This is a genomic window from Spirulina sp. CCNP1310 (assembly GCF_034932185.1).
Taxonomy (GTDB): Bacteria; Cyanobacteriota; Cyanobacteriia; order Cyanobacteriales; family Spirulinaceae; genus Spirulina.
On the sequence record NZ_JAYGHW010000094.1, the window covers coordinates 16,803 to 32,477 of the forward strand.

Here is a 15,675-nt window from a genome sequence, read left to right on the forward strand (position 1 = left end):
CTCCCTCCCCCCTTTACCCCTGGCTACGATGCAAACGACTCACCTCAATGATGATCCCCTCTGGTTTAAAGATGCGGTTATTTACGAAGTTCCCGTTAAATCCTTTGCTGATAGCAATGGGGACGGCATTGGCGACTTTCGCGGTCTGATGGAAAAGCTCGATTATTTACAGGATTTAGGCATTACCGCCATTTGGATCTTGCCCTTTTTCCCCTCACCCCTGCGGGATGATGGCTATGATATTGCTGATTATCTTTCTGTTAACCCCATCTACGGCGGCTTAGAAGACTTTCAAGAATTTCTCAACGAATCCCACGCTCGCGGCATTCGGGTGATTATTGAACTGATCGTTAACCACACCTCCGATCAGCATCCCTGGTTCCAGCGGGCCCGCCAGGCTCCCCCCGGTAGCTCCGAACGGGATTTCTATGTGTGGAGCGAGACCCCCGATCGCTTCCCCGATGTGCGGATTATTTTTCAAGATTTTGAAACCTCCAATTGGGCTTGGGATCCCGTGGCGAAGTCCTATTATTGGCATCGTTTTTACTCCCACCAGCCCGATATTAACTACCGCAACCCAGCGGTACAGCAGGCGGTGTTTGATGTGGTGGATTTTTGGATTGAAATGGGTGTCGATGGCTTGCGCATGGATGCAGTGCCTTACCTTTACGAGCAAGACGATACCAACTGCGAAAACCTGCCGGAAACCCATGCCTTTTTGAAACGGCTCCGCAGCCATGTGGATGAAAAATATAGCAATATCATGCTTCTGGCGGAAGCCAACCAATGGCCCGAAGATGCCGCCACCTACTACGGCCAGGGGGATGAATGCCACATGAATTTTCATTTCCCCCTGATGCCGCGCCTGTTTATGTCCCTACGGATGGAGGATAGTTTTCCCATTGCAGACATTCTCAAACAGACCCCGGCCATTCCCGATAATTGCCAATGGGCGTTATTTTTACGCAACCATGATGAGCTAACGCTGGAAATGGTCAGTGATGAAGACCGGGATTATATGTATCGCACCTATGCCCAAGATCCCCAAGCCCGGATTAATTTGGGGATTCGTCGCCGTTTAGCGCCCCTGTTGGGGAACGATCGCCGCCAAATAGAGTTAATGAATGGCCTGCTCATGTCCCTGCCCGGTACGCCTGTTTTATATTACGGCGATGAATTGGGGATGGGGGATAATATTTATCTGGGCGATCGCGATGGTGTGCGCACACCGATGCAATGGAGCGCCGATCGCAATGCTGGATTCAGCCGCGCCAACCCCCACCGCCTTTATCTCCCCGTCGTCCTCGATTCTGAATACCACTACGAAGCAGTGAATGTGGAGGCCCAGCGGGCGAATACTTCCTCCCTCTGGTGGTGGATGAAGCGGTTGCTGGCGGTGCGGGCGCGGTTTAAAGCCTTTGGCCGGGGGACGTTTGAGCTACTTTATCCCGAAAACCGTAAGGTGCTAGCCTTCACCCGCACCTATGGCGGTGAGCATATTTTAGTCGTGGCCAATTTATCGCGGTTTGTCCAGTCGGTGGAGTTGGATCTCACCGCCTTTCACGGCATGATTCCTGTGGAAATTTTCGGTCGCAACCCCTTCCCAGCGGTGGATAGAGCACCCTATTTCCTCAGTATTGCCCCCCATGCTTTTTATTGGTTCCTATTGCAACCAGCGGAGGTGCTCCAAGGGCCCGCCCAACGGGCCTACGAGCCGCCCACGTTGGAAGTACCGGGGCAATGGCAAAATCTCCTCACCCAAGCGGAATTTAAACCTGTGCTCGATGGTTTATTGAGCCGTTATTTGCTCACCTGCCCCTGGTTTCAGGGCAGCCAGCGCACGATTCAGGGGGTGAATGTTTTAGATACGATTCCGATTAATAGCCGCAATCAAGAGATTTTGATGGTGGTGTTGAAGGTGGAATATACGGAAGGTCTGCCGGAATGTTATTCTCTGCCCTTAACGTTTGGGATGGTGGAGCCGGAACAGGGAGAAGGGGCGATCGCTGAAATTGAGGTGATCTCAACAACGAAAACGAAGGGGAAAGAATCCGTCGCCAAAGGCTGGCTCATTGATGCGCTGTTTGAGCCGAGCTTTTTGCCGGTATTGTTGGAGGCGATCGCCAAAAAACGCCGCTACAAAGGCAACGAGGGGCAATTAGTGGCCACCACCACCGCCGCCATCAAAACCCTCGATCTAGGGGCTATGTCCCTAGAACCTCACCTCTATCGGGGCGAACAGGATAATAGTGCGATCGTCTACGGCGATCAACTGATGCTCAAGCTCTATCGCAATTTAGAGGACACGATCAACCCCGATTTGGAAATGAGCCAATTCCTCACCGAACGACAATCGGATCTGATTTCCCCCACCTATGGCGCATTGGAATACCGCCGCCCCAACCAGCCGGCCATGAGTGTGGGGATTTTGCGGGGTTATGTGCCGGATACGACGTTAGCTTGGAACTATAGCCTAGATCGCCTGCGGGATTATTTTGAGCAGGTGTTGGTGAATCAAACGCCGATTAGTGATCTCGAATTTCCCGACCCCACTATTGCCACCGCCCAAGGGATTGAAATCCCGGAAATTGTCTACGATCGCCTTGGCTCCTACCTCGGTTCCATCGAACTCCTGGGCCAACGCACAGCGGAACTCCATTTAGCCTTGGCAAACGATCAGCGAGAACCCGCCTTTGCTCCCGAACCCTTCACGTCCTTCTATCAACGCTCCATCTATCAATACAGCCGCAACCTCGCAGGGCAGGTGATGTTAACCCTCAAGAAACGGCTCAACCAATTCCCCGAACCCCTCCAACCCCTGATTCAAACCACGCTCAACCGCCAGGATCAAATTTTGGATCGCTTCCAACGGGTGTTAAACCAAAAAATCACCGCAATGCGATCGCGCTGCCATGGGGATTACCACCTAGGGCAAGTCCTCTATACTGGCAAAGACTTCGTGATGATTGACTTCAAAGGGGAAAGTAGCCGCCCGATGAGTGAACGGCGGATGAAGCGATCGCCCCTCCGGGATGTAGCGGGAATGCTGCAATCCTTCTACTACGCCGTCAGCATTGGGTTACGGCAAGAATTAAATAGCGGCTTAATTCGCCCCGAACAACAAGGTTATATGGAGCAATGGGCCGATTATTGGTATCGCTGGGTGAGTTTAACGTTCCTTCACCACTACCTCACCACCGCTGCACCGGGCCATTTCCTCCCCACCACAGAGCAGGAATGCCAAGTGATCCTCGACAGTTATCTCCTAGAAAAAGCCCTCCAGGAGTTAAGCGACAATCTGGAATATCGCCCCGATTGGATTGAACTAACGCTGCAACGGATTTTGCAATTGCTGGATTAAGGGATGGAGGGGCGAAAAGATGGGGTGCATCTCACTTTGGATACTCTGGGATAACGACTAAAGTCGTTACTACGAGCGTTTGTAGTAAGGACTTTAGTTCTCTCCAGACAACACTTTGCTCCGGAGCACCGCGCCCCTTTCGGGTTATTCTGAAAGGCCCAATCCTCCATTCCCCTGTTGTGATGAAGCGGTACTTACCCGCAGGACTTCAGACCTGGCTAGCGCGGCAGCATTTTGGCTCCTACGTCACCAGTGATCACTATGCCCTCCTCGAAGCCTGCTTAATTGGGTGTATTTCGGCGATCGCCGCCCTCATCCTCAAAGAAGGTATTGGGATGGTCGGCAACTTTCGCCTCCAACTGATCACCACCTTGCCCCAACTGGCCGGCCGGTGGCCCCTCAGCTTACCCCTGTTTAGCTTTGCCCTCTGTTGGCTCGCCGGGTGGCTCGTGGAAACCTGGGCCCCCGATGCCAAAGGGGGCGGTATTCCCCAAGTGAAGGCCGCCCTAGCAGAATTTCCAGTGCTGCTATCGCTGCGGGTGGCAGTGGTAAAAATGTTGGGAACGATTTTGATCCTGGGTGCGGGCCTCACCTTGGGCCGACGCGGCCCCACCGTCCACATCGGAGCCGCCCTCGCTGCCCAACTCAGCCAATGGGTTCCCACCTCCCCCCAGCACCGCCGCCAAATGATCGCCGCCGGAGCCGCCGCCGGGCTAGCCGCCGGGTTTAATACCCCCATTGCCGGGGTCTTATTCGTCATCGAGGAACTATCGCGGGATATGTCCGGCTTAACCCTCGAAACCGCCATCCTCGCCTCCTTCACCGGCTCGGTGGTCTCCCGCCTCTTGGGTTCAGCGGGTTTAAACCTACCCCCAGCGATGCTAGCAGTTAACCAATATCACCACTTCACTACAGGTGAGATCCCCTTGTTTCTTCTACTGGGAACCTTAGCCGGCCTTTTAGGGGTGGCTTTTAATCAGGGAATTTTAGCGAGTTTAGCCTTTCATCAACGGTGGCGCAGGTATCCCCTGGGCGGCTCGCCCCTCGCCTGGCGTATGGGGGTGGTGGGGTTAATCTCCGGGGCGGTGATTGCCTTTTCGCCCCCGACACTGCTCAATAATGCCGGCCTGCGGGATTTCCTCATTGCTGGGGGCGTGGGTTGGGAGCAAACCCTATTAATTTTTACGATTCATTTTTGCCTAACCATCCTTGCTTACAGTTCCGGCGCACCGGGGGGCCTCTTTTCTCCGGCTATGGTATTAGGTTCGGCTTTGGGGTATTGGGTGGGGGAATTGGCGGTCATTTTGGGGGGAGTGGATGCAAGGGTGACCTATGCGTTGGTGGGGATGGGGGCCTTTTTTACCGCTGTGGCCAGGGTTCCCATTACCGCCATTGTGATTGTTTTTGAACTGACGATGGATTTTCAATTGGTGCTGCCTTTAATGATTAGCACCGTGGCAGCCTATGGGGTGGCGGAAACGTTAAAATCTGGCTCCCTGTATCAGCATCTTTTGGGCGTGAGCGGTATTGATCTCAAGGATGAAACCAGTAAGCGGGAGATCTTGACGGATTTACAGGCGGTGGATGTGATGCAGCGTAAGGTGGAAACGCTCCTGGCAACGATGCGGGTGGGGGATGTCTATGGTGTGGTGGGGGAATCGTTACACCATGGTTTTCCGGTGGTGGATGAGGGGGAATTGGTGGGGATGGTGACGGAGCAAAATTTGGCGCGGTTGAATAGTTTGGATCCGGATCAGTTGGTACGGGAAATGATGACGGCGGGGCCGGTGACAGTGCCGCCGTTGTTGCCGGTGGGGGATGTGATGTATTTGATGGATCGCTATCAGGTTTCCCATTTGCCGGTGACGGAGGGGCGTAAACTGTTGGGGATTATTACCCGCAGTGATTTGATCCATGCGACGGCAAGCCATTTACAGGGGAAATCCACCCCAGGGATGCCGCGCCAGCCTTCCTATGTGGTGTACCAAACGCGGGGGCCGGCGGTGGGGAAGGGGCGGATTTTGTTGCCGTTGGCGAATCCGGAGACGGCTCCGAGTTTGTTGAAAATTGCGGGGGCGATCGCCCTTCAGGAGGGCTATGAGTTGGAATGTCTACTCATTAAGCCGGTTCCCCGCCATACGCCCCCGGCTCAGGCGCGGGTGGATTGGGGGCGAGAATATCAGTTTTTAGGGGAAATGATGGCGATGGCTGAATCCTTAACCTCGGTGGTTTCGCTCCACAGTCAAATCCGCCTAGCCCAAGATACCGCCCAAGGGATTTTAGAGACGATTCGCGATCGCCACATTGATCGGCTCATCCTCGGTTGGAAGGGGTCAACGAGTACACCGGGGCGGATTTTTGGCGATGTGGTGGATACGTTGGTACAGCGGGCCAGTTGTGAGGTGATGTTAATTAAATTTGGCACATTATCCCAGAATTATCCCAGTATGGCGGAGCATTCCCATTGGTTAATTCCCATGTCTGGGGGGCCAAATATTCGCCGCGCTCTCCATTACCTCCCAGCCTTAATCCAACTGCAAACCCCGGCCCAAATTTTCCTCGCCCAAGTCATTCCGCCCCATCGGAAATCCTTCAGTGGCCGAAGGCTCAAGGCCCTAGCTCAGGATTTACAAACCCATCTAGATTGTGAGATTACCCCCCTATTATTGCGCTCTACGGATGTGGTGGAATCTGTAACCCAATTCGCCCAACGGGAGGCTTGTCCTTTGATTATTGTGGGAGCGAGTCGGGAGGGGATGATTCAACAGGTGATCCATGGCAATATCCCGGAGGCGATCGCCTCCCAAACCGAGGCCACGGTGATCCTCCTGCGGGCGGGGGAGGGAGGGGAAGGATGAAGGATGAAGGATGAAGGATGAAGTGGGGAAGCAAAACTAATCTTGCCTATTGCCTATTCCTTATCCCCCAACGAACCAACCGCAGCCTTGAGGTTAGGAAAACCCCCAGCGGTTAACTTTGCCAATAACCCGGTTAAAACTTGCCGCACCATTAACGGCCCCCCATAGACCCAGCCGGTATAAACCTGGATCAGACTGGCTCCGGCGGTGATTTTTTCCCAGGCATCTTCGGCGGTGAAAATGCCCCCTACACCGATGATTGGGATGGTGCCGCCCGTCGCTTGCCAGAGTAAACGAATCACCGCCGTAGAGCGCGATCGCACCGGCTCCCCACTCACTCCCCCCGCTTCCGCCACCATGCCTGGGGTTTGTAGCCCATCGCGGCGAATCGTGGTGTTGGTGGCGATAATCCCCGCTAGGCCGTACTCCTGAGCGAGGGCCACCACCGTTAAAATCTCCTCATTCGTTAAATCGGGGGCAATTTTCACCAAGAGCGGTTTTTGTTCAGGATTCGCCTCCTGGAGCGTGGCGAGGATGGGGGCCAGTTGGTCGCGGGCTTGGAGCGATCGCAATCCTGGTGTATTGGGAGAACTGACATTGACGACAAAATAATCCCCCCAAGCCTTTAACCGTTCAAAGCTGCCCAGATAATCCGCCGCTGCTTCTGGTAAGGGGGTGATTTTCGATTTCCCCAAATTAATGCCGATGGGGATGTGGATCGGGGTTTGGCGTTGGGCTAACCGGGTTTGGAGGCGATCGCTCCCCTCGTTATTGAACCCCATGCGATTGAGGACGGCGCGATCGCGCACCAACCGGAATAAACGGGGTTGAGGATTGCCCGGTTGAGCGTGGTACGTCACCGTCCCCAACTCCGCAAACCCAAACCCCAACGATTCCCACAGCCCCGCCGCCACCCCATCCTTATCAAACCCCGCCGCCAACCCCACCGGGTTCGGGAACTCCACCCCCCAAAGGGTTTGAGCAAGGCGAGGATCGCGCAACGTACAGAGGCGATCGATCTGAGCAATCAGGCCAGCGGGACGGGTGCGATCCAACCAAGCCATCAGGGCCAAACTTTGGTTATGGAGGTGTTCCGCATCCCCCAACACCCCAGAAAACAACAATGGTCGCAGGCCATGGCGATACCAATCCATCCCTAACCCCCCAACCGTTGCTGATAACTCAACACCGTATTTTCTAACAACATCGCCACAGTCATTGGGCCAATACCCCCTGGTACAGGGGTAATCGCGCTGGCTAGGGGGGCAACCGATTCATAGTCCACATCCCCCACCAGGCGAGCTTTCCCCGTATCCAAATTCACTACCCGATTAATCCCCACATCCACCACCACCGCCCCCGGCTTCACCATCTCAGCGGTAATCAAGCCCGGCTTACCCACCGCCGAAACGAGAATATCCGCCCCACGGGTTAAACGGGCCAGGTCTTGGGTTTTATGGTGGGCAATTTGTACTGTGGCATCGGCGGCCAATAACATCAGGGCCATAGGTTTCCCCACTAAAATGCTGCGGCCCATCACTAACGCATCTTTACCCATCAAGGGAATCTCATATTCCTTCAGCAATCGCATCACCCCCGCAGGCGTGCAACTGCGGAGGCCCTGTTCATCCCGCATCAATCGCCCCATATTGAGGGGATGGAGGCCATCAGCATCTTTGTCGGGGTCAATTTCATGGAGGAGGGCGACGGCATTGAGGTGGGGGGGCAAGGGTAATTGAACGAGAATGCCATCAACGCGATCGTCGGCGTTGAGTTCATGGATCACTGCGATTAATTCGGCTTGGGAGGTCTGGGCGGGAAAATGGTGGCCAAAGGAGGCGATCCCCACTTTGGTACAGGCCCGCTCCTTGTTGCGCACATAGGCAGCGCTGGCAGGATTATCCCCCACCATCAGCACCGCTAAACCAGGGGGCCGCCCCCATTGGGTCAGGCCTTCCGTAACTTGGGCAGTGAGTTGAGTTTGAATTTTTTCAGCAAGAGCTTTGCCATCTAGGGTCTGCGTCATAGCATGATAAAGGTGGGGCTAAGTTCTGGATTGTACGAGAAACCGATGGTAAACGGAAAACTTCTTATACTTGCTTTAGTTTTGGGGGGATTAACCGGCTGTGGGGTGATTGCCGATCGCCTCGGTATTGGTGGCCAAATTAGCCACATTGAAGCCCAAGACGCTGGCCAATCGGTGCGTTTAGAGGGGGAGGTGACGCAACAAGCGGCATTTCTAGAGGGGGGAGCCTATGCGGTGGCGGATCGTTCGGGTCAGATTTGGGTATTAACGCGGGGGGAATTGCCCGCTGTGGGCGATCGCCTCATGGTTCAGGGGGAAGTTGTCTATGAGGACATTGGTATTGAGGGCATGGGGGAGGTGTATATTCAGGAGCTAGATCGCCAAAAGATTGAGAAGTGAGGAGTGAGATGCAATCTGGTTGTAGCGTTGATCAGTGTAGAGGCGTTGGCGTAAGCCTGCCGGAGGCACAAAAATGTTTCGCGCCTACGTCTCTATGCCCATCTCTTGGATAACCGGATTCTGCATTAGCACAATTTTTGCCCCTACACATCCGCTAAATCTTTCGTTAGGATCGGGGTAACTCGGCCATTTTAAGCAAACCCGCGCAAAATTTCCCCGTATCCCGATCTATGGTGATTCGGCTTGCAAGGAAAAGAAGGGGTTAAATTTTTAAGCTTTAACCCTCCGGTTGTGAACTTGTTTAATTTTTCTACGTCAGAGAAAATACCGAGTGTTTTTGTGATTCCTGTGGTTGTCCTATGAAATATCCCACTTTTTTGTTAATGCTCCTAGCGGGAGTGGCGATCGCCCTCATCCACCCCCAACTGACGACCGCCCAAACCACCACGGAAGCGACAGCGGCTTCCTATCCTGCTAGTGAGCGAGAGAGTTTTGTCAATAGTTGTGCCAGCGGTAGAGGGGCTGAGGTGCGATCGGTCTGTGCCTGTACCTATCAAAAAATTACCCAACGTTACAATTACGAGCAATATCAAGAAATTTATCGTCAAGTGGACAATGGCCAGGATCTCCCGGAAAGTATTCGGCTGATGATCCGCGATTGTCGTCAGGAAAATAGCAGCCTCTTAAATTAACCGCCTTTTTGCCCTAGACTAGACTCGAATTGAACCAGCATCCCCACCATGACCGCCGAACCCGAAGAAAATCCCATCACCCCCGAACCCGAAACCGAACCCCTGCCCACCTTTGGGTTTAATGCCTATGCCGAGCGCATCAATGGCCGCTTTGCGATGATTGGGTTTGCGATTTTAATGGTTTTAGAAATTGTTACCCATCAAGACCTATTCACCTGGCTAGGGCTGCGCTGAATCCCCTCACCCTGGTTGGGAGAGGGACTTTGAATCTGGCTCCCCTTCGCCCGCTTGGGGAGAAGAGGCTGGGGGATGAGGGCTAACCCGCCATCGCCCGACCCGCCAGCCAACCCGTCGTCCAGGCATTTTGAAAATTAAACCCCCCGGTTATGCCGTCAATATCGAGAACTTCCCCGGCAAAATAAAGGCCGGGATGGATGCGGCTGGCCATGGTTTTAAAGTCGATTTCCTTTAAACTCACACCGCCACAGGTGACAAATTCTTCCTTAAAAATTCCTTTACCCGTAATGCTGTATGCCCCTTGGGTGAGTTGAAGGGCGATCGCCCGTAAATCCCCCTTCGCCACCGTTGCCCAGGGTTGATCGGGGTCAGTGACGCTAGCGGTTAACAAACTCTGCCAGAGGCGTTTCGGCAGGGGAACGGGGCAGGCGGTGCTGAGTTTGCGCTTGGGGTGTTCCTGTTTGGTCTTGTTGAGGAGCGCGAGAACCGTTTCGAGATTTTCCCCCGGACACCAGTTGATCATCAGCGGCATTTGATAACCGGCATCGTGGAGGAGACGCGCCCCCCAAGCGGAAAGTTTGAGCACAGCAGGGCCACTCAGGCCCCAATGGGTGATTAATAACGGGCCGGTTTGTTGTAATTTCGTTTTTCCCGTCCCCAGTTGGAGCATCGCCGTGGGAACGCTCACCCCCGCGAGTCCGGCAAGGCGGCGATCGCTCACCTTAAACGTAAATAGCGAAGGCACTGGGGGAATCAGGGTATGGCCCAAAGTTTCCACCCAACGATAACCGAGGGGACTGCTGCCGGTGGCGATCAAGACAGCATCCCCCCGCCAATCCCCCTCCTTTAACCCCAACCGCCAACCCGGTTCAATGTGGCGCACGGGGGTTTTATTGCGGATCACCACCCCCGCCCGTTGGGCCGCACGGATTAAACAATCCACAATCGTTGCAGAATCGTCAGTGGTGGGGAACATCCGGCCATCGGCTTCGGTTTTGAGGGGGATGTGGCGATCGCCAAACCAGCGGATCGTATCCTGGGGCTGAAACCGACTAAAGGCCCCCCGCAACGCCCGCCCCCCCCGGGGATAATGCTGCACCAATTGGGCAGGATCAAAACAGTGATGGGTGACATTACAGCGACCACCGCCGGAAATGCGCACCTTTGCCAAGGGTTCCGCCGCCGCCTCAAACAGCGTCACCCGCGCCTGGGGATTCGCCTCAGCAGCGGTAATTGCGCCAAAAAAACCCGCTGCCCCGCCGCCAATCACAGCAATTTCAACCGGGGCCATAGTTTTTGCCTAAAGTCTTAGCCCAAGCCAGATCAAAATAGGAGCCAAGGGCTTTCCCCTGCCGTACCGCTAGGGGCTGATCCGGCTCCCCCAAATGATTCACCACCAAAACAGCAGCACGAAAATCATCGCCATGGGTGTAGTCGTTTTCGGTAATCACGGTTTTTAACCCGGCAGCAGTGGCGGCGGTTAATCCGGGGGCGGAATCTTCCAAGACTAAACAGGCTGTGGGGGGTAAATCTAAGGCCTGGAGGACGTAGCGATAAATATCCGGGGCGGGCTTTTTGCGGCGGACAATATCCCCAGCGGCGATCACTTCAAACCAGGCGGGATCGAGGTGATTTTCCAGGAGGGCGAGGGCATTGGGTAGGGCGCTGGTGGTGGCGATCGCCAGCCTCATCCCCAAGGCCCGTGCTTCGGTGATCAACCGCCTCACCCCTGGCCGTAATTGAATTTTACCTGTCGCCAACAATTTGCCATAATGCTCACTTTTATGGCGATGGAGGCGGGCGATAAAGGCCTCCGGGGGATCGGGGATGGGGGTATCGGCTTTCACGGTTTGCCAATAGTAGTGAATCCGCTCTTTACCGCCGCCAATGGCTAATAAATCTCGGTATTCAGTAATTGACCATTCCCAATCGAGGCCCGCTTCCGCAAAGGCGGCATTAAAGGCGACGCGGTGGCCGTCGCGCTCGGTTTCCGCTAACGTGCCATCCACATCAAAAATCAATGCTTGAGGGAAGCTCATGGTTTTGGTGATTTGCCTGGGCCCGATGCTCTGGATTTTAGCACTTTCCCCTCAATGCCTAGGGGCGAAAAATTTTTGTGCCTCCGGCAGGCTTACGCCAACGCCCCTAGATCTTCCCACTGCCTACTTCTCACGCTTTATCCACCACAGGGGATACTTAGCCAAAAGGCGGAGAATCCGGAGGGGATAGTAAAGCCAATCAAGCCAAGGCGGGAGGGCAATCCAAGCGAGATCGCGCTCATTAATGGGGAGGAGGAGGGTGAGGAGCGATCGCCCCCGACTACCCCAACCCCGTTGCAGTTGGAGGGGGAATAAATCCTGCTCTACCACTGAAGGGGTGAGGCAAAGGCCGCTCTTAAGTTGTTGGCAGATTTGGCTACTGAGATGGGCCACGGTGCGATCGCCCTCCATTTCTGCCATTAACCAGGGGGGCAACTCGATGGTAAACAGGGTGCGGGCCATGGCCAACCCCATTAATAGAACTCGTTCCCCTTCGTACTCCTGACACCGTTGCCACAACTGCCCCCAAGCTAAATCGGGATATTGCTGCAAACAGGCCACCAGATCACAAACCCGCTGCAACTCCAACCAGCCATCTTTCGCCCCATTCAAACAGAGGATCAACAGCAGATCCTCCGGGGCGCATTGATAGAATGTAATCCCCTGATGGGTTTCCCCTTGCGCCCGTTCCCAAAGGTGCGCCACGGGAATCTGACAACCGAAATAGGCAGGCACAAGCCGCCAATGGAGATCAATTTGTATCCCTGTAGCGGGGTTTTCCAGAAGCATTTCATAATGGGTAGCCCAGCGGCGGGCCTGTTGGGCGGGGGAGAGGCATTCTCGCTCTCGGTAGCCTTGGCGCTGCAATGCACCATAGACCGCCGGTAATTTTTCAGGATCGACGAGCAGATCTAGATCGCGCACCCGTCGTTGGGTGAGGTTGCCATAGACCGAGAGGGCAAACAGTACGCCTTTAATGGGAAGAATCGGTAATCCTTCCGCAGCCAAAGCCGGGAGCAACTGTTTCACCGTCAGTAATAGTTGGGCGTTGCGTTGCAGTTGTTGGTGAAAAAGGGTGGTTAATTGTTGTTGGATGGCGGGGGGAATTTTGGGCCAGTAATGTTGCTTGAGGCCATGGTAGGCCAAGGGTAGCACGCCATGCCATTGGGCTAATTCGATTAAAATATCCCAGGGAAAGCCACTCTTGATCTGGATGCTTGGCGTTGTCCACTGGCCATTTTTTTTTCCCCATGGTATTTGGCAACAATCCCGCAAAAGGGCAAAGGCAAGGGAGCGATCGCCTAGGGATTGACGGGTTGGCTGTGCCATGTTGCTGCGGTGTGCTCGTAAAGATAACGAAGGTGGGGATCGCCCAATTCTAAATGATCCACCCGTTGGGGTTCGAGCAACAACAGACAAAAATTAGCCGGGGGGTTGGTGGGGTCGAGGGCGATGGGGGCGTGATGGTCTTCCACTGGGGTTTGTCCATCAGCGATCGCTTTCTCCTGGGCAGATTGCACCGATTCTAAGGGGTGTTTGGGAGCAGGCCAACCAAATTGAGCGCGGGCCGGATCGGAAATATTTTGCCAAGTCACTTGGCGTTCACTGCGTAGTTTTGGATCTATCCCTTGGGCATCAATCAGGGTGATTTTGCCAAAAATTCGGAACTGTTCACGGGTTTTGACAAAATACCAACAAAGTTCGGCCCAGGGGTGATGCTGGAGTTGGGGGACTTTATCACTGCGGCGATCGCTAATGATTTTAATCTGATCCGTATCGCCATAGAAGCCCCGAAAGACAACGGTGCGGTTAGCGGGATGCCCCTCTGGGGTGACAGTTGCCAGTTGGAGATAGCGGGAATCGGTAGTAGCACGGTTACGGTGCAAAGCACGGGCAAGGGGCGATCGCCACGGCGCAATAGACATAAGCCTTGAAAAAAATGGACAGTAAACACACAGACTCCAACCTAACCGATTCTGGGGCAATCGTCATCCTCAAATCATCTTGGTTTTGAATCCGTATATTTACGGAGGGATCCCCCCCCTGCTTTTTAAGGGGGGGTTCAAGAGTACACCCCCTTTTTAAGGGGGTCGGCGTAGCCGGGGGGATCGTCAGCCTCACAACGAAGCAAGAAACCCTAACTCACCGCTGCCTCATACCACCCCTGAATCACCTCCACCACTGCATCAATGGGGATCTCTTCACTGGTTTTCGTCGCCCGCTGCACCACTTCCACTTTGCCCGCTTTGAGCGATCGCCCCGTCACAATCCGGTAGGGAATACCGATCAAATCCGCATCTTTAAACTTCACCCCCGCCCGCTCGTTCCGGTCATCTAAGAGGGTTTCAATCCCCGCTGCTGTTAGGTCTTGGTAGAGTTTTTCGGCAGCGGCGATCGCCTCCCCATCGTTCATATTGGGAATCACAATGATCACCGTATAGGGGGCAATGGCCACGGGCCAAATAATCCCATCCCCATCATGGCATTGCTCCACCGCCGCCTGAGCCAACCGGGACACCCCCACACCATAACAACCCATCACCAGAGGCAACTCTTCCCCCGCCTCATTGGTAAACGTCGCCCCCAACGCTGCGGAATATTTCGTGCCGAGTTGGAAAATATGGCCCACCTCAATGCCCCGTGCCGATAGCAGGGTTTGGTTAGGATCATGGAGAGCCTGATCCCCCGCCATCGCTTTGCGCACATCTACCACTGTTGGTAACGTGAACTGCTCCCCCCAATTGGCCCCAAAAACGTGATGACCCGGCTCATTAGCCCCCGTCACAAAATGCTTCAATTCCACCGCTGTTTCATCCACCCAGCGGATCAAGTGGGGATGCACCGAAGGCATATGGGCAATATAATCATCCCCTAAATCCGGGGCAATATAGCCTAAGGGCAAAGGTTTAGCGGCCCATTTTCCCTGAGCTTCCGCATCGGGAACTTCCACGGCTAAAACGGTACTGGCCCCCAACTCCGGAGCCAACCGCGCCGCCGCGTTATACAACTTCACATCATTCACATCCTGATCGCCGCGAATACTCACCAATAGCAAAACTAATAAGCCTGTATCATAGGTGACTTGATACAGCACATTTTTTAAAATCGCGCTGGGGGAACATTGGGCATATTCCGCTAAGGTTGCAATGGTGGGGGTGTTAGGGGTAGAGCGTTTTTCGTAGGCGGTGAAGGGGGAAGGAATGGCGGGGGTGGGAATGGCGATCGCCTTTTCCACATTGGCCGCATAGTGACCATCGGCGGTGTAGAGAATCTCATCCTCACCAATATCGGCAATCACCATAAATTCCTGAGAACCGGAGCCGCCAATGGCCCCGGAATCCGCCTCCACTGCCACAAATTCCACCCCACAGCGGCGGAACATATTGCGATAGGCCTGATCCATTGCCCCATAGGTGGCCTTTAAATCCTCAGCATCAGCATGGAAAGAATAACCATCCTTCATAATGAATTCCCGGCCCCGCATCAACCCAAACCGGGGGCGAATTTCGTCGCGGAATTTGCTTTGAATTTGATAAAGGTGTTGGGGGAGTTGGCGGTAGGAGCGGATCATGTCTTTGGCGATCGCCGTGATCACCTCCTCATGGGTGGGGCCCATGGCCACATCCCGACCCTGGCGATCCTGAAAGGCAAACATAATCCCTTCCGCCTTCGTGTAGGTATCCCAGCGTCCCGATTCCTGCCACAGTTCCGCCGGTTGTAGTTGGGGCAATAGGCATTCCTGCGCCCCCGTTGCATCCATTTCTTCCCGGACAATTTGCGACACCTTCCGCAACACCCGCCACATTAACGGCAAATAACTATAGACCCCGCTGCCAATGCGCCGGATATACCCCGCCCGGAGCAGGAGTTGATGGCTGGGAATCACCGCTTCAGCAGGGGATTCCCGGAGGGTGACGAAAAGCATCTGGGAGAGGCGCATGGCAAGGTTCCTTCGGTGATAACGGGCCATTTCCTAGAATATCAGAACGTCAGGGACGCACCCCCAACCCCTTGCCACCGGCCGCAAACCCGATTAGAATCAACCTCTTAACGGCTTGTTAAT

General features: G+C 54.5%; 12 protein-coding genes. 5 read left to right on the top strand and 7 right to left on the bottom strand.

Features of this window, described 5'->3' with window-relative positions; genetic code table 11:
* Positions 1 to 28: 28 nt before the first annotated feature.
* Both treS and VB712_RS17450 read left to right on the top strand, forming a co-directional pair.
* Complete coding sequence (gene treS / locus VB712_RS17445) at positions 29 to 3,361, top strand: maltose alpha-D-glucosyltransferase (RefSeq protein WP_323257048.1); 3,333 nt, start codon at positions 29 to 31, stop codon at positions 3,359 to 3,361.
* A 182-nt stretch (positions 3,362 to 3,543) separates the two neighbouring features.
* A complete protein-coding gene (locus VB712_RS17450; protein ID WP_323257050.1) occupies positions 3,544 to 6,219 on the top strand; it encodes a chloride channel protein in 2,676 nt (891 codons plus the stop codon).
* Between the two features lie 53 nt (positions 6,220 to 6,272).
* Here the strand turns inward: VB712_RS17450 and VB712_RS17455 are convergent, their stop codons facing one another.
* Both VB712_RS17455 and folD read right to left on the bottom strand, forming a co-directional pair.
* Positions 6,273 to 7,373, bottom strand: coding sequence for a quinone-dependent dihydroorotate dehydrogenase (locus VB712_RS17455; RefSeq protein ID WP_323257052.1), 1,101 nt, complete (start codon positions 7,371 to 7,373; stop codon positions 6,273 to 6,275).
* 2 nt (positions 7,374 to 7,375) lie between these two features.
* Positions 7,376 to 8,245, bottom strand: coding sequence for a bifunctional methylenetetrahydrofolate dehydrogenase/methenyltetrahydrofolate cyclohydrolase FolD (folD, locus tag VB712_RS17460; protein ID WP_323257054.1), 870 nt, complete (start codon positions 8,243 to 8,245; stop codon positions 7,376 to 7,378).
* Positions 8,246 to 8,326: 81 nt separating this feature from the next.
* On the opposite strand from folD, the gene VB712_RS17465 reads away from it, so the two are divergent.
* The 3 genes from VB712_RS17465 (at position 8,327) to VB712_RS17475 (ending at position 9,570) form a co-directional block, all read left to right on the top strand.
* Positions 8,327 to 8,644, top strand: coding sequence for a hypothetical protein (locus VB712_RS17465; RefSeq protein WP_323257055.1), 318 nt, complete (start codon positions 8,327 to 8,329; stop codon positions 8,642 to 8,644).
* 359 nt (positions 8,645 to 9,003) lie between these two features.
* Entirely contained in the window at positions 9,004 to 9,336 is a 333-nt protein-coding gene (locus VB712_RS17470) for a hypothetical protein (RefSeq protein ID WP_323257057.1), read from the top strand.
* Positions 9,337 to 9,384: 48 nt separating this feature from the next.
* Positions 9,385 to 9,570 (top strand): chlorophyll a/b-binding protein, encoded by a 186-nt coding sequence (locus VB712_RS17475; RefSeq protein ID WP_323257059.1) that lies wholly within the window; start codon positions 9,385 to 9,387, stop codon positions 9,568 to 9,570.
* 82 nt (positions 9,571 to 9,652) lie between these two features.
* Here VB712_RS17475 and VB712_RS17480 read toward each other — a convergent pair whose 3' ends face one another.
* The 5 genes from VB712_RS17480 to VB712_RS17500 all read right to left on the bottom strand — a co-directional run bounded on the left by VB712_RS17480 (position 9,653) and on the right by VB712_RS17500 (position 15,552).
* Positions 9,653 to 10,864 carry an NAD(P)/FAD-dependent oxidoreductase gene (locus VB712_RS17480; protein ID WP_323257061.1) on the bottom strand — a complete coding sequence of 404 codons (1,212 nt, stop codon included), beginning with the start codon at positions 10,862 to 10,864 and terminating at the stop codon, positions 9,653 to 9,655.
* The gene (locus VB712_RS17485; protein WP_323257063.1) at positions 10,851 to 11,612 is read right to left on the bottom strand and encodes an HAD family hydrolase; all 762 of its coding nucleotides are present in this window, start codon (positions 11,610 to 11,612) and stop codon (positions 10,851 to 10,853) included. The genes VB712_RS17480 and VB712_RS17485 overlap by 14 nt, the downstream gene beginning before the upstream one ends.
* A gap of 123 nt (positions 11,613 to 11,735) precedes the next feature.
* Positions 11,736 to 12,941 (bottom strand): nucleotidyltransferase family protein, encoded by a 1,206-nt coding sequence (locus tag VB712_RS17490; protein ID WP_323257065.1) that lies wholly within the window; start codon positions 12,939 to 12,941, stop codon positions 11,736 to 11,738.
* A complete protein-coding gene (locus tag VB712_RS17495; RefSeq protein WP_323257067.1) occupies positions 12,914 to 13,537 on the bottom strand; it encodes an Npun_F5749 family FMN-dependent PPOX-type flavoprotein in 624 nt (207 codons plus the stop codon). The genes VB712_RS17490 and VB712_RS17495 overlap by 28 nt, the downstream gene beginning before the upstream one ends.
* 212 nt (positions 13,538 to 13,749) lie before the next feature.
* Positions 13,750 to 15,552: a proline--tRNA ligase gene (locus tag VB712_RS17500; protein ID WP_323257069.1), complete on the bottom strand. Its 1,803-nt coding sequence runs from the start codon at positions 15,550 to 15,552 to the stop codon at positions 13,750 to 13,752.
* Positions 15,553 to 15,675: the final 123 nt, after the last annotated feature.